The organism is Aequorivita capsosiphonis DSM 23843 (genome assembly GCF_000429125.1).
Lineage (GTDB): Bacteria > Bacteroidota > Bacteroidia > Flavobacteriales > Flavobacteriaceae > Aequorivita > Aequorivita capsosiphonis.
The window spans coordinates 270372-283209 of record NZ_AUBG01000006.1; the positions used below are offsets into that span (position 1 = coordinate 270372).

Consider the following 12838-nt stretch of genomic DNA (forward strand, 5'->3'; position numbering starts at 1 on the left):
TATTCAGCTACATTTCCTTTATTTTTATGAAAATTGAAAATATATTATGGAAAAAAGAGAACTCGGAAAATCAGGACTTAAAGTAGCCCCATTAACTTTTGGCGGGAACGTATTTGGCTGGACAATAGATAAACAACAATCATTTAAAATACTTGATGCCTTTGTCGATGCAGGCTTTAATTTTATTGACACTGCTGATACATATTCTTGGTGGGTTCCTGGAAATAAGGGAGGTGAATCTGAAGCGATAATTGGGGAATGGCTTGCCGAAAGAAAAAATCGTGATAAAATCATTCTTTCTACTAAAACGGGATCTCAAAATAATGAGCATCCAAAGGATGTTAGTAAGAAGGCGATTCTGGAAAATGTGGAGAAATCGCTACTGCGTTTAAAAACCGACTATATCGATTTATTCCAAACTCATTTTGACGATGAGATTACTCCAGTTGAAGAAATACTTTCTGCTTATCAACAATTGATAAAGGAAGGGAAAATTCGCGTTATTGGTACCAGTAATATGTCACCCGAGCGAATTCGTGAATCATTAAAAGCTTCAGAAAGAGAAGGACTTCCAAAATATCAAACCTTACAGCCGTTGTATAATTTGATGGAACGTGACGCTTATGAAAACGAATTGCGCAGTATAGTTGAAGAAAATAATATGGGTGTTTTGAGTTATTCCTCTTTGGCTTCTGGGTTTTTAACTGGAAAATATCGAGCTAAAGAAGACCTCAATAAAAGTCAACGAGGTGGGGGAGTGGAAAAATATTTAAATGAAAAGGGATTTAAGGTTTTAGAAGCTTTAGATAATATTTCACATAAACACGGCACCACACAAGCTGCTGTTTCCTTGGCTTGGCTACTGGCTAGACCAACCATCACCACTCCAATTGTTAGTGCGACAAGTTTAAAACAAATGGAATCTATTATCAAGGCACCGCAATTGCAATTGAATAAAGAAGATATGGAGGTTTTAAATGAAGTGAGTTCTTTCTAAATTTTTCACTTCCTAATTCGAATTAAAATTTTCGAGTGTTTTTGAAAAAGCACTGCTATAAGTTGTTGATGAAATCAGACTACTAGATTGTGCCAGTCATAGTATCATTTGATACTATCAATATCTAAAACGAATGTTTGGCAGTTGTTGTTGATGAATAAAGGAGGAGTATAAATTTTGAATAACCCGACCATCTAATTATCATCTTGTTTTGTGCTGTTTAGGAAACCTTTTTTAAAAATCCACTCTACGATAAAACAGATAATAATAATGCCGATAGAAATAGACACTCCCAAGATATTACTCCCAGACTGTTGTACAATTAGCACAATAAAAGCCAAAGCACATAAGATGGCACCGAGGAGCGTAATTATTTTACTGGCATTTATCTCCTTGGCTTTTTTGTAAGCCGTAAAATTAACCACGGCAAAAATCATTAAAAAACCAGCGCTGCCAGAAGTAGAAATACTTTCCAGGTTTAGAAAATTAGCCGCTAGTAAGGTTAATATAGCGGTAATAAATAAACCGATGGGTTTGTTCCAAAGTTGGGAGGTAAAGGAGTGTGGCAGTTCGTCATCTTCGGCAAGTTCGTAGCTCACGCGGCTTCCGCCGTAAATAGTAGCGTTTATTGCTGAAAATGTGGAAATGAGTGCCGCAATAGTCATAATTGTAAATCCTAACTGCCCAATCATTGGTTTTGAGGCCGCGGCCAAAACATAATCTTTTGCATTGGCTATTTTGTCAAAACTCAGCGAACCCACAGTAATCATTGCGATAACGATATAAAGTAAAACCACAAAACCGACAGAGATAAAATAGGCCCTAGGCACGTTTTTCTTTGGGTTTTTTAAATTTGGGACTGCATTGGCAATCAGTTCAAAACCTTCATAGGCCACGAAAATTACCATACCCCCGGTAAGTAGTAAAAACGGACTTTCCCAGTTAGAGGGGTTAAGTTGGGAAACATTTGCGTTTCCGAAGAGACCGTAAACCCCCAGGGCGGCAAAAGCAATAAGAATACAAAGCTTGACAAAAACAGCTATACTTTCTATTTTGCCCACGACTTCTAAACTATAATAATTTATAAGCGAAGCCAAAATTATAACACCACTCACGAAAATGTGGGTGTCAATGGCTTTAGAACCTGTAATGGAAAAAAGATTTGGCGCGTACGAACCAAAGGCGCTCGCATATAATGCCAGCATAATAATGTAGCTCACCCAAAGTACATTGTTTATACCTCCGCTGAAAATTCCTTTGCCGAAACCTTCATTTACAAAACGTACTGTACCACCACGGTCCGGAAAGGAAAGCGAGAGTTTTGAGTAGCCATAGGCAGTAAATAAAGCAATGATGCCGGCAAATAGAAAGGCGAGCGGCGTACCACCTTTTGCGAGGGAGACTGCCAACCCCAAAACCGCAAAAATCCCACCGCCTACCATGCCTCCAATGCCAATTGCTATCGCATCTTTTAATTGGATGGTTTCCTTAGATTTTTTCAAAACTTTTTTCTTGAAGTAATATAAAGGTAGTTTATAATCAGGAAATTATGAATTCATTTAAATAAAAATTGGCTAGTTGATTTTAGTAATTATAATCCAATTTGTTTATCCGTAATCAGTAACATGATTATTTTTGTTGTGCTGAGAGTTGAGTTTGACCCGCAAACAAGCCCTTTGAAGCTGCCGAAAACAAGAGCCAACCTTGTGTTTTTGAAAAGGTAATTTTTGGAAGCACTGTACTGATCAGGTTATCCCCGCTGCTGCGAGCACCTCGCTTGTGTTCTCAACGAAAGCAAAAACCATCTCGCAACCTGCTATAAAACGAATATGCCCTGAAAAGGCAACGTACTATAACATAAGGCAACGCCTTATGGGTCGCATAATCAGTCTAAAACCAGCCCTGATAGGGCGGTATTAATGGCAATGTCCACCGTTCCATAATATAGTTTAACTATTTCGCCCTTTCAGGGCTTTAGATGTTTAAGGCTTTCCCAGCATCGAGCGTTGCTCGATGTTAAGATATTACGCCCTTTCAGGGCAAACTTATTAATTGCTCTTCAGTTGTTTAACCCCAGCCGATAAAAAAGGGCCAATAGGCAAACTACTCATAATCTTTATGTCGTCCACGAGGGAGCTTTCATTGGCCAGAAATTTTAAAATCATTTCAGGGGAACGTTTCCCGAATAATAATGAAAAAACCTCTTTTCCTTTCATTTTGTTGGAAATAAGAACTTCCAACAAGGTGCGATCATACCATTGAAACATTTTCTCTCGGAAAGTCATTTTTACATTCGGATTGCCACTCAGTTGTAATTGGCTTATTATCCGTTCGGTGTTTTTCTGAATAAATTGGAAGGTATAGCCGCTGCTTGCCTTTGTATGTCCTCCGGCGGTTCCTATGTTTATTATTAGTTCTGAAGCATCTGTAGTTCTTGAAAATTTTGCTAAAGACATTGGAATTACGCCGAACTCTGTGTGGAGAATTTCATAATCATCAATATGGAGATAATTCTTAATATACTCCTTTAATGCAAGTTTGTATTCCTCTTTCTTTAAAAGCGCAGGGCTAAATAAAGTATATTCAACCAAAGCTTCCGTAGAAGAAGTTGGTAAAACATACATAAACGTGGCTCCGTTTTTCTGATCGAGTCTAAAGTCCATCAAGGTTCCGACTTCGCTGTTAAAAGTAGGTTCTTTGGTTTTTATCACCCAGCCTTCAAAATGCTGTAACAGGGAGTTTTCTTTGTTTATTTCAGGGTTAAAAAGGCTGGTGGAATTGAATACGTAATCTGAAGTATATTTTCCATTTTCAGTTTCCACCAATGCAGCATTGGTTTCAGTTTGAATACTTTTAATGGCTTCCTGTTTAAAAACTACATTTTCGAATTCTTCAGCAAAACTTAAAACGTAGCTGTAAAAATCAAGACCTTTGATCATTTTATAGCTATAGTTTTCCAGATGGAATTCTTTGATAAATTCTGAAGTTAAAAATTGAAGCCTTCGCCATTCGTGGGTTACAATAGCTTCAAATAAACCTGTGCCTTCTTCCCAATAACACCAAGTTCGGTCGTTATCGGTTTTTTTACTCTTGTCAATTACTAAAATCTTTTTGTTCTTTAAAATGGGATCTTTTAGCATCCTAAATAAAAGACTCAAGCCTGCACATCCTGAACCTGCAATTATATAATCGTACTTCATTTTTGGTTTTTATTTTACTTAGGAGGAGCTTGACTAGGTTCCTTTAAATTTAAGTAGAAACTTCTTTACTGACTAATTGGTTCGTTCTTCATTGGAAATTCATTAATCTTTCCATCCAAAAACATTCTTAATTCATGATCAGAATGGACTAAATCTATTCTAATTCCTTTCTCTTTTAGAAATTTTAAAACTTTTCCAAATTCAAAGGGATTAGTTGAGATTAATATTTTAATATTGGGTTTATGGTTTGTTTCTAAATAAACAGCACGTTCCTGTCTTAGCCCGCCCTCATTATATCTAACACTTTTAATAGTATTATAGTCTATACTTTGAAATAGTGTTTTCCCCTTTATATTTTTACGAAGAAGGCTTATTCGCTTTTCAGATATTACTATTCCAGTAGCAAAGTAGCTTTTAATAATATCTAAAAGAGCTGGAGCAATAAAAATGCCGGACATTAATAGTTTTATAAACAGTAAATCTGAATAATATAAAAGAAATCCTCCTATTGAAAATGAAATTATAATTACATAAATATTGAATATCTCAGGTTTCGCCCTATATATAATTATGTTTTTCGTCAAGGATTAAATAGTTTGGATTAGTCGATGGTTTTTCCTTTCAAATAAATCTCTGGTGTGAATACGGCCAGAGTGCTTTTCTTATAATCCTTAATGTTTCTAGTAAGAACGATATTGATTTTTCCATTTTGAACCGCGGAAAAGATTTGTAATGCATCTTCAAAATCCTTGAATTCTGAATTAAGCGCATCAAAAACAATCGTTTTATCCATTGCTGTAATTTCAATTATGTTTAAAAGCTGTTTTATCTTTTCTACGATCAATTGATGCGAAGCTGTTTTCCGCAATAAATAATAAACATTGCAGATTATAACCGGAGTAGTAAAGCCGTTCAGTTTTTTCGCTTCGCAGCGATTGAATATTTCAGTTGCAAATCCTGAAAATGGCTTGCGGTCAAAAAAGAAATCCATTATAACATCGGTGTCGATTAAAACCTGGTCCATTATAAGTACTTTTCTTCTAAACGATTTCTAAGTTCTTCCTTATAATCCATGTCTTTCGGCATTTTGAAAGAACCTTTTAAAGATTTTACTATGGGATTTAGTTTTTCCGAATCCTCAGCCTGATCTTTTTTTGTGAGCGTCTTTAAATAGTTTTCGATAATGTCAGATAAGCTCCTATTTTTATCCTTCGCGTATTCTTTCGCTTTTTTGATGACTTTCTGCTCGATGGTCAAAGTGAGTTTAGTATTCATTTTTATATCACTTAAATTTTTAAATAATAAAGATAAGGAATTATTTACTTGCACGTGCTATTATAAAGTAAACTACACGTCTTAATAATTACGTCATGGTCTTCGTCAGTAATCCTTGTTGCTCTTTTTCAAAAACTCATTACTATTCCCGTGTTATCCTTATATAACTTTTCAGAAGAATTGGTTCGTATTCAGAAAATAGAAAAGTCATTAATTACTTTCAACAAAATCGGCAAAGACTTTCTTATGAAGATCCAGATCTAAGTTAGGAGAAACCGATACACGGACAATATAATCTTTGTCACCTTCTTTCGTCGTGCCCTGTGTTGATGTTGCCGGAATGGTCCAATAACATCCTTTTAATTGGCCATAGCTCACACAGAACTTACTTTCATTTGGAATTTCGGTAATCATTAAGTTGATTAATTTTAGATTTAGCTTCCGTTTGTAAGCTTCTCTTTCTTCATCTGTATTTCCTTTCGTTGGAAGATCCAATGAAAACACCGATGGCGTAAATCCGGCATCAGCCAATTCTTCTGAAACAAAATTGATTTTTGCGTCTGGTAAGGTACCGTGGATAAAGTTTACAAATTCCCGTGTATTTTTATAAGCGTCCTTAATTCTCTGATTCATGGAGGGCAATTGCTTGGCCAATATTTTATACTGAAGCGCTGTAGCCTCGTTATCGCAAAGATTTAGGTGAATTTCTATTTTCTCCAGCAAATCTTCTGTCTTATTATTTCCTACGCAATACCCGGCCGTACATTGTCCGCCACTTGGGAATTTAGATCCGCTGGCATACGAAATAGCCCGCACGGTGGAAAGTATTTCTCCTTCCCCTAGAAAGAGGTAATTAGGACAAAAAGTTTGATCTAAAATAAAGACTGGATCGATGGCAGTTTCGCCATTTGCGGTTTTGCGCGCCTTACTTAAAACAGCTTTTAGTTCGTGAAGATCAGGAACCTCAACTCTGGGATTTGTAGGGATTTCAGCGATTATATAAGGAACAGCATCTTGATTCGCGATTTCAGCTAAAACACTATCGATGCTTTGCACCATTTCATTATCGCCATCAACCAAGAGATCTACAACTTCAACATTATCAAGGCAGGCAGCCACACGTCTCGCTTGATCATTTGTGCCGCCGTAACAATTTGGAGGAACAATAAATTTGATGGTTTTTCCCTTATGTTTTTCTAAGGCGTCGTCAACTAAGCCCATCATAATGGCATACTGCATGGAGAGTCCGCTGGAAGCAACGAGTGGTTCTGCAGTGGTGCCAGTAACGTCAGCAATTGAATCTAAAACCTGTGTTTTATTTGTTTCGTTAGTGCTTTTTTGGTTCTGAGAGCTATCGGAATCTAAAGAGGATTTATCAACTAACATTTTTAAGGCTGTAAGACAGTTGTCTGGGGTCATCGCCACGGTTTCTCTTCTTCGCACATGCTGAATATCGGAGATATAACTTTCATTTTCCTTGCCATCTACAAGTAACACACTTCCAAGCTGGGCGTAGGTAGCAATATAGAAGTCGATATGGTCTGGGAGATTAATTTCACCAAATTGGTTTTCGTGGGAAATGAAAATCCTAGTGCCATTGTTCCGATAGCTATCGGAATTATCAATTGCCGATACATTCTCCACCTGCTTTAATTCAAACTTATACCCATAAACTTTTCTCAGAATGTCAGCATCAAAAAATTCTGGCAACTTTCCTGAATATAGGATTTGCGTATTTTTATTCTCCAATAAATTCTTTCTGAGGATTGCTAAAACCGGAACCGTCTTTGAGGAAAAACTGATTACACTTTCTGAATCTAGATTATTCAATTTCGCAATTCCCCATTCCAGCACACAGGATAGCGGATGCCCTAAGCGGATATAATCGTAAGCCGTAGGTAATTTTTTGAGTTCCGCTACATCGAAATCATCAGTTTTCAACAAGGCTTCAAACTGCGCTAAGAACTGCGTTTTTGCCAAGTCTTCATTATAAATATCAAGCCGATGGGTTGTTAGGTTTAACCAATCTGCTGGCATGTTTTCCAATACATCTTTTATATAATCTCGCATTTTATTTGCTTCCATAATCTTCACTTTTAGATAGACCGGTAGTATACATTAATTAGATTTATTTTAAAAGCCTTTTAAGACGATTTTGTTATAGTCTTTCTTTTTCGTTTTCGATTTCGATTTCTCCCGATAGCTATCGGGATTGATTTCATTTTCCCCTGTACTCTACGCTCTTCTTTTCCAAAAACTCAATAATCTCCATGCTATTTTGTTTCATAACAATTTTATAATCCGGATCGTCTTCGCAGAAAAAAATAAAGGAATAGACTTGTAGCTTATCAATCTTTAAGGCATCGGTAAAATAGGTTTCGGGGAATTTATCAAGTAGGGCAAGGGTTAACACGTGAATTTTTTCAAGTTCCAAGCGTTTTTTTATCATTTTTGTCCTCCCTGAAAGTGCATTTATAAGCATATCAACCGGGCCGGAATTGGCGGCGTAGAGTTGGCGTCGGGTTTTTGAAAGTTGCGGTAAATCTGCATTAGGAAGACCAATGGAAGTAGCCGTGAGTACCGCTTGCACCGGAATAATATTGGCATCACTCCCTATATAACCTGTAAGTGGTCTGTGAATGGTTACCGTACTCAACTCATTCATTTTCTCGCTGAGGTTGATGATGATTTTTTTAGTCTTTATCTGATCGTTCCCGATAACAATCTTTTTATCCTGAATATGAACCGCTGAAATAGAAAGTGAATCATTTAAGGAAACCAGCATTCTAAATTCTCCCTCAGCATTCGTGACCGTACCCTTGCTAGTAGTAAGATTATAGATATTAATGCCTTCAATATCGATATCCTCGGTGGTGCCAATCTTGCCTTCCAAATGTACTTCTTGCGAAAATAAATTGCAGGAAAGGAGAATCCCAAAAACCATTAATAAGTTCTTTAACATTCTAAATGAATTTTGGGAAGTGTTTGTAGGGGAGATATGGGTCATTTAAAATTGTGGTTGGCTAGCTATCTAAAAGACGGTAATATATGGGGAATGTTACAGGGTTTTGGGTTTATATGGGTGATTGCTATTTTTTGAACTTAGGGCAAAATCCGTATTTTAAGTGAGCTAAGTATTTTATTTTTAAGTCAATTATTATGAAACGATCAAATTGATCGTTTATAAACATCTATAGTTTTTTCACATCTTATATTTCTTTATAGCTTCATACCTTTTTCCAATTACTACTCTCCCTCGAAAAAATCATTATCCACTTCTTTTACTTCATAAATAGTTTTTATCTGAACTCCTACATTAAATTGATGCATTAATTCAACTAACTTAGGACCATCAATTAAGATAATAGTATGATGAGCTTCTCTGGCCTTTTTAATTGCAGAATCGTCAAAAGAAGAGGTAGTAATGAAAACCCCTTTTTTAGTGTCACCGCTCATTGCCCCGATAAAGTTCCTTATATCTTTTTCACGTACCTTATTTTCATTATAACGTTTTGCTTGTGTATAAATCCTTTCAAGTCCCAATTTATCTTCGTTTATAATACCATCAATACCCCCATCACCAGATTTTGAAGTTTCGATAAAATCTCCATAACCCATTTTTTTGAGAAGGATTAGAATTACTTTTTCGAAGTAATACGGATCGATCTCTTTTAATTTCTCTAAAAGTTCAGTTTTAACCTCCGCCTCAATTGTAGCAAATCCAGAGTCTATTAAATCTTGCGGTGAAGCATTATCTACATTATCTGTCTCCAGTTCTACCTCATTTTCTTTTTTGATTTGTACTGATTCTCTGTGCTTTATAAAGTCCTTATCGTTTTTAAGGTCTTGTATTGATAATTCACCTATGTCAAGAATGCGTCTGCCTTTTTCAGTAAGTTGCACCCTACCTCTTTGAGGATAAGAAACAAACTTTGCCATTTTAAGATAAGATTTTCCCCAACCGATCCTGTCAATTAAAACATTTGCTCCAGAACTTGTCTTTTTATTAAGTAATTCTTTCGGTAACTCTGTGTAATATTTATCACGTACTCTAATAGCTAATTCTCTACTATTTAATGAGTCTTCTGCAATTAATGTTTCTAATATTGGTATAAAGGTTTGGTGATATTTTGGTATTTCCATTTGGTTAAATTGTAATTTAAAATAGCGTTCTTGTGTATGCTTATTTGGGTGGTTAGGCACCTAATTTAGCAAATAAAAACTGAATAGAATATCTGCAAGGATTTTCGAAAAGATGCTTGTACTAGCAACTAACTTTACCAAATATTGGCTATTGGCCTAATTCAGTTCTTGCTTCTGCTGTTAATAGTAAAGTCATTAATCTCAAACTCTTCGAGTCTTTAAATCCAAGTTCTTTCCGCATTTCTTTTAAAAAATAATCTGTATTATTTAAAATAGCACGAGTGTTGTCTTTATGAATATCAAGGTTGTCTTCATACTCAATATACTTTTCTATTATACTTTCGCTTCCCCAGTTCATTAGGCCTTTTTTAAAGAGCGCCATTTCATCAATTGCTTTTTTAGTGAGACCCTCACGATTATTTTTTACCTTTTTAAAAATCTCAAAAAAAGCATTATAAAAGTGCTCACAAACCTTTTGCTTTTCTTTTAATATGTGCAATTCATATTCTCTTTCTCGTGTTTTATTATTATTTATGTTTACTGTCATAACAGATGTAAAGGCAGCAACAATCAGTGCTACTATTCCAATAACCGATATTTTTGAATCTAAATCCTTTATGAAGAAAATCCCCCAAAATGATAATGAAACTAATATTAGAATTAGAATGAATAACCAAATATTAATAAAAAAAGTTTTTGTCATTTGCATTATTTATGTTTTCACGACTTGTAGTTAATGTTCTTATCTATGAAAAGGACTGCGGAGAATAGATGAATACTTTTCGATTAAGCATAAGCCGAATTTTTAAATTTTTCTAATTATCTTTCTTTTCCGGATTAGCCAAATTTAAAAATTTGACAACCTAACAAATATGCCGGAACAATTCAGTTTGGCACTTACTTGCCGTATCTTTTTTATACAATAATACCAGTAATTTTTATTTTCTCATTTCTGCAACTAATTTTTCAGTTGCATCCTTAATAAAGATTTCCAATTCGTCTCTTTCAACTCCTTCATATCCTTTAACTCCATCTCTCAATCTTTTTTTTCTTTCTTTTTGCAACTCACTCAAGGATTTGGAAATTACACATCCTTCAACACAAGGTGTATAATTGAATTTATATACACCTGCGAATTCATTTGAATTAATCATTACCACTTTAAATTCTACTGATGCCCCATATTCTTTATATGTGAATGAATTTTCTACTTTTTCTCTATCATTTTTGTCGTAATATTTATTAGTTTCATATAAGATTTGTGGATTTAGCCTTACTAATTCGATAATTAAATCCGTATCTGATTTTTCTTTTAGTTTCTGATAGTCAATATTATTTTCATCATTAGCAATAATTTGATTGAATAATTGTCTGTCTCTTACGATAAAACCACTTGCTAGTAATTGATTTTCAATTGCATTGTAGATATAATCATTGTTTTCGTCTTGTGTTACTGTCATTGACGATTCGTTTACTCTTAAAACTACTTTTGGTTTCTTATTGGCTGTTAAAAAATTCTTTAAAGATTCGGTTTTGACAATGTCGTCACTTTTTTGAGTGAATTTTAATGTTTTAGTTGTTGAACAACTTGCAAATATTATGCTTGAGAGTATCACTAAAGTATAAATTTTTTTCATCTTGTTGCTGGTTTCTAGTTAGTTGTGTTAATTTTTAATAATTATCAATCTTTTGTTCAAATTGCTGGGAACATTTATATATAAAATGTGGTATATACCTACATAATTGGATATATTTAACTCTTGTCAAATATAACAACAATCCCTCGACCCATTTTACGGAATCCCGTAAAGGCAAGCTTTCTTAAATATATAAGTTTTTGGGAATGTTATATTAAACGAAGGTCAGCCATTAACAAAATTTGAAATTGTATTATCTATATCGGCTTGAGAAAAAAGTCTTGAGTCGTTAGGGATTATGGCTCTGGGAGCTTAAGTTTCGGAGCTAATTTTGTTTTTGGTAAAAATGATTTTTACAAACTCCCCAATCCTTTCTGCTTCTTTTAAGTTAAAGGGAAGGGTTTGAATACTGTTTAGTGGCCAATCGTCTAAATTTCCTAGAACACAATATGCTGCAATTGAAATAGTAGGAATCTTAAGGTTTATTTCGTTTTACGGGAAATATTTAAAGATTAGGCGGTTACCCATCTGCTTGACTACCAATAGTGCCTACACACTGTTAAACGTCCACTGAAAGTTTTAAACTCCCTCCAAGTCCCTCACGGATAATCCGCATTAAGGTTGATAGTCGGATATCACTCGCATTGTTCTCGATTCGGGAAATGTAATTTTTAGTTGTTCCTGCTTTTTCCGCTAATTGCTGTTGAGTCATTTTCTGTCTTTTTCTTGCTTCTTGGATAAGCACTCCGATTTGAAAAGTCTCAAATTCTTCTTCGAACTTTTCTCGGGATTCGGTTCCTTTCTCGCCGTATTTTTTATTGATATGCTCTTTCCAACTTTTTGGATTCTCACTTGTTTGCATGGTATTTCTTTTTTAAGGTTTCCGCTTTCTTGATTTCCTTTTTTGGAGTTTTTTGGGTCTTTTTCTGGAATCCGTTCATTAGGATTATAACATTGCCTTTGTCGAAGAAGGAGAATACCCTGTAAATATTGTTACCTGTTTTTACGCGTATTTCCCAAAGTCCGTCCGTTCCTGTTAAATGGTCGAAGTATTGTTTGGGAACTATTTTCGTTCGCTCGATAAGTGAAATTGTCCAATCGAACTTGTCCTGTACTTTCGGGTCAAGCTTATTATAAAAATCCCAAAAGTGATTTTCGAACAGGATTATCTCTCTTTCAAATTCGGCCAATTCATTTTATTTTTTTTTGACTCAAACACAAAGTTACCTGAAAAGGCAACATTTTCCAAATCGAGTTGTGGTTTTATGGTGAAGACTTATCTATTTTGAATTAATGACAACTTGTGAATACAAAACATTTCAGTGTTGTATGTCTCCAAGTATCAGATGAATAAAATAAACTCACTAAATATAACAATAATTCCCCAACACATTTTTCGAAATCACGTAAAGGTGACGTTTTTCTTATAAATAGTTCCCGAAGAACATTTCCTCAAAAATCAAGATCAAATATTCACCCCAACAATTCCAAACCTCCCAAAGGTTTTTTATCTTAGCCTCCCGATAACTATCGGGATGCAGCAGTAATCCTATTTTTAGTCTTCCTTGCCGCATTTTTTAAACACT

At 34.9% G+C, this 12838-nt stretch carries 14 protein-coding genes; 1 reads left to right on the forward strand and 13 read right to left on the reverse strand.

The features are described 5' to 3' along the window. The first annotated feature begins 46 nt into the window (after positions 1 to 46). Positions 47 to 997, forward strand: coding sequence for an aldo/keto reductase (locus G440_RS0105750; RefSeq protein WP_026450430.1), 951 nt, complete (start codon positions 47 to 49; stop codon positions 995 to 997). A gap of 194 nt (positions 998 to 1191) precedes the next feature. Here the strand turns inward: G440_RS0105750 and G440_RS0105755 are convergent, their stop codons facing one another. From G440_RS0105755 to G440_RS21190, 13 genes are all read right to left on the reverse strand, one after another. Beyond that, on the reverse strand, positions 1192 to 2499 hold the full coding sequence (locus G440_RS0105755; protein ID WP_026450431.1) for an APC family permease: 1308 nt from the start codon (positions 2497 to 2499) through the stop codon (positions 1192 to 1194). Positions 2500 to 3045: 546 nt separating this feature from the next. Continuing rightward, the gene (locus G440_RS0105760) at positions 3046 to 4197 is read right to left on the reverse strand and encodes a lycopene cyclase family protein (protein WP_026450432.1); all 1152 of its coding nucleotides are present in this window, start codon (positions 4195 to 4197) and stop codon (positions 3046 to 3048) included. A 65-nt stretch (positions 4198 to 4262) separates the two neighbouring features. Then, on the reverse strand, positions 4263 to 4781 hold the full coding sequence (locus G440_RS0105765; protein ID WP_157417873.1) for a PH domain-containing protein: 519 nt from the start codon (positions 4779 to 4781) through the stop codon (positions 4263 to 4265). A gap of 17 nt (positions 4782 to 4798) precedes the next feature. Further along, complete coding sequence (locus G440_RS0105770; protein ID WP_026450434.1) at positions 4799 to 5221, reverse strand: type II toxin-antitoxin system VapC family toxin; 423 nt, start codon at positions 5219 to 5221, stop codon at positions 4799 to 4801. After that, a complete protein-coding gene (locus G440_RS0105775) occupies positions 5221 to 5472 on the reverse strand; it encodes a DUF6364 family protein (RefSeq protein WP_026450435.1) in 252 nt (83 codons plus the stop codon). Before G440_RS0105775 ends, G440_RS0105770 begins: the two co-directional genes overlap by 1 nt. 210 nt (positions 5473 to 5682) lie before the next feature. Next, on the reverse strand, positions 5683 to 7557 hold the full coding sequence (locus G440_RS0105780; RefSeq protein ID WP_026450436.1) for a PLP-dependent transferase: 1875 nt from the start codon (positions 7555 to 7557) through the stop codon (positions 5683 to 5685). Positions 7558 to 7690: 133 nt separating this feature from the next. Further along, a complete protein-coding gene (locus G440_RS0105785) occupies positions 7691 to 8434 on the reverse strand; it encodes a carboxypeptidase-like regulatory domain-containing protein (protein ID WP_169718944.1) in 744 nt (247 codons plus the stop codon). A gap of 284 nt (positions 8435 to 8718) precedes the next feature. Beyond that, positions 8719 to 9615, reverse strand: a complete 897-nt coding sequence (locus G440_RS0105790; RefSeq protein WP_026450438.1) for a restriction endonuclease — start codon at positions 9613 to 9615, stop codon at positions 8719 to 8721. Between the two features lie 148 nt (positions 9616 to 9763). Then, a complete protein-coding gene (locus G440_RS0105795; protein WP_026450439.1) occupies positions 9764 to 10318 on the reverse strand; it encodes a hypothetical protein in 555 nt (184 codons plus the stop codon). Positions 10319 to 10553: 235 nt separating this feature from the next. After that, on the reverse strand, positions 10554 to 11252 hold the full coding sequence (locus tag G440_RS0105800) for a hypothetical protein (RefSeq protein ID WP_026450440.1): 699 nt from the start codon (positions 11250 to 11252) through the stop codon (positions 10554 to 10556). 559 nt (positions 11253 to 11811) lie between these two features. Further along, positions 11812 to 12114 carry a helix-turn-helix domain-containing protein gene (locus G440_RS0105805; protein ID WP_026450441.1) on the reverse strand — a complete coding sequence of 101 codons (303 nt, stop codon included), beginning with the start codon at positions 12112 to 12114 and terminating at the stop codon, positions 11812 to 11814. Then, positions 12101 to 12442 (reverse strand): type II toxin-antitoxin system RelE/ParE family toxin, encoded by a 342-nt coding sequence (locus G440_RS0105810; RefSeq protein WP_026450442.1) that lies wholly within the window; start codon positions 12440 to 12442, stop codon positions 12101 to 12103. Before G440_RS0105810 ends, G440_RS0105805 begins: the two co-directional genes overlap by 14 nt. A 234-nt stretch (positions 12443 to 12676) precedes the next feature. Then, positions 12677 to 12826 carry a hypothetical protein gene (locus tag G440_RS21190; RefSeq protein ID WP_157417875.1) on the reverse strand — a complete coding sequence of 50 codons (150 nt, stop codon included), beginning with the start codon at positions 12824 to 12826 and terminating at the stop codon, positions 12677 to 12679. Between the last annotated feature and the right edge of the window lie 12 nt (positions 12827 to 12838).

Coding starts and splice junctions, on each gene's coding strand:
- G440_RS21190 (WP_157417875.1), bottom strand. CDS start 12,826: ATGCGGCAAGGAAGACTAAAAATAGGATTACTGCTGCATCCCGATAGT.
- G440_RS0105750 (WP_026450430.1), top strand. CDS start 47: ATGGAAAAAAGAGAACTCGGAAAATCAGGACTTAAAGTAGCCCCATTA.
- G440_RS0105805 (WP_026450441.1), bottom strand. CDS start 12,114: ATGCAAACAAGTGAGAATCCAAAAAGTTGGAAAGAGCATATCAATAAA.
- G440_RS0105775 (WP_026450435.1), bottom strand. CDS start 5,472: ATGAATACTAAACTCACTTTGACCATCGAGCAGAAAGTCATCAAAAAA.
- G440_RS0105800 (WP_026450440.1), bottom strand. CDS start 11,252: ATGAAAAAAATTTATACTTTAGTGATACTCTCAAGCATAATATTTGCA.
- G440_RS0105795 (WP_026450439.1), bottom strand. CDS start 10,318: ATGACAAAAACTTTTTTTATTAATATTTGGTTATTCATTCTAATTCTA.
- G440_RS0105785 (WP_169718944.1), bottom strand. CDS start 8,434: ATGTTAAAGAACTTATTAATGGTTTTTGGGATTCTCCTTTCCTGCAAT.
- G440_RS0105780 (WP_026450436.1), bottom strand. CDS start 7,557: ATGGAAGCAAATAAAATGCGAGATTATATAAAAGATGTATTGGAAAAC.
- G440_RS0105760 (WP_026450432.1), bottom strand. CDS start 4,197: ATGAAGTACGATTATATAATTGCAGGTTCAGGATGTGCAGGCTTGAGT.
- G440_RS0105770 (WP_026450434.1), bottom strand. CDS start 5,221: ATGGACCAGGTTTTAATCGACACCGATGTTATAATGGATTTCTTTTTT.
- G440_RS0105790 (WP_026450438.1), bottom strand. CDS start 9,615: ATGGAAATACCAAAATATCACCAAACCTTTATACCAATATTAGAAACA.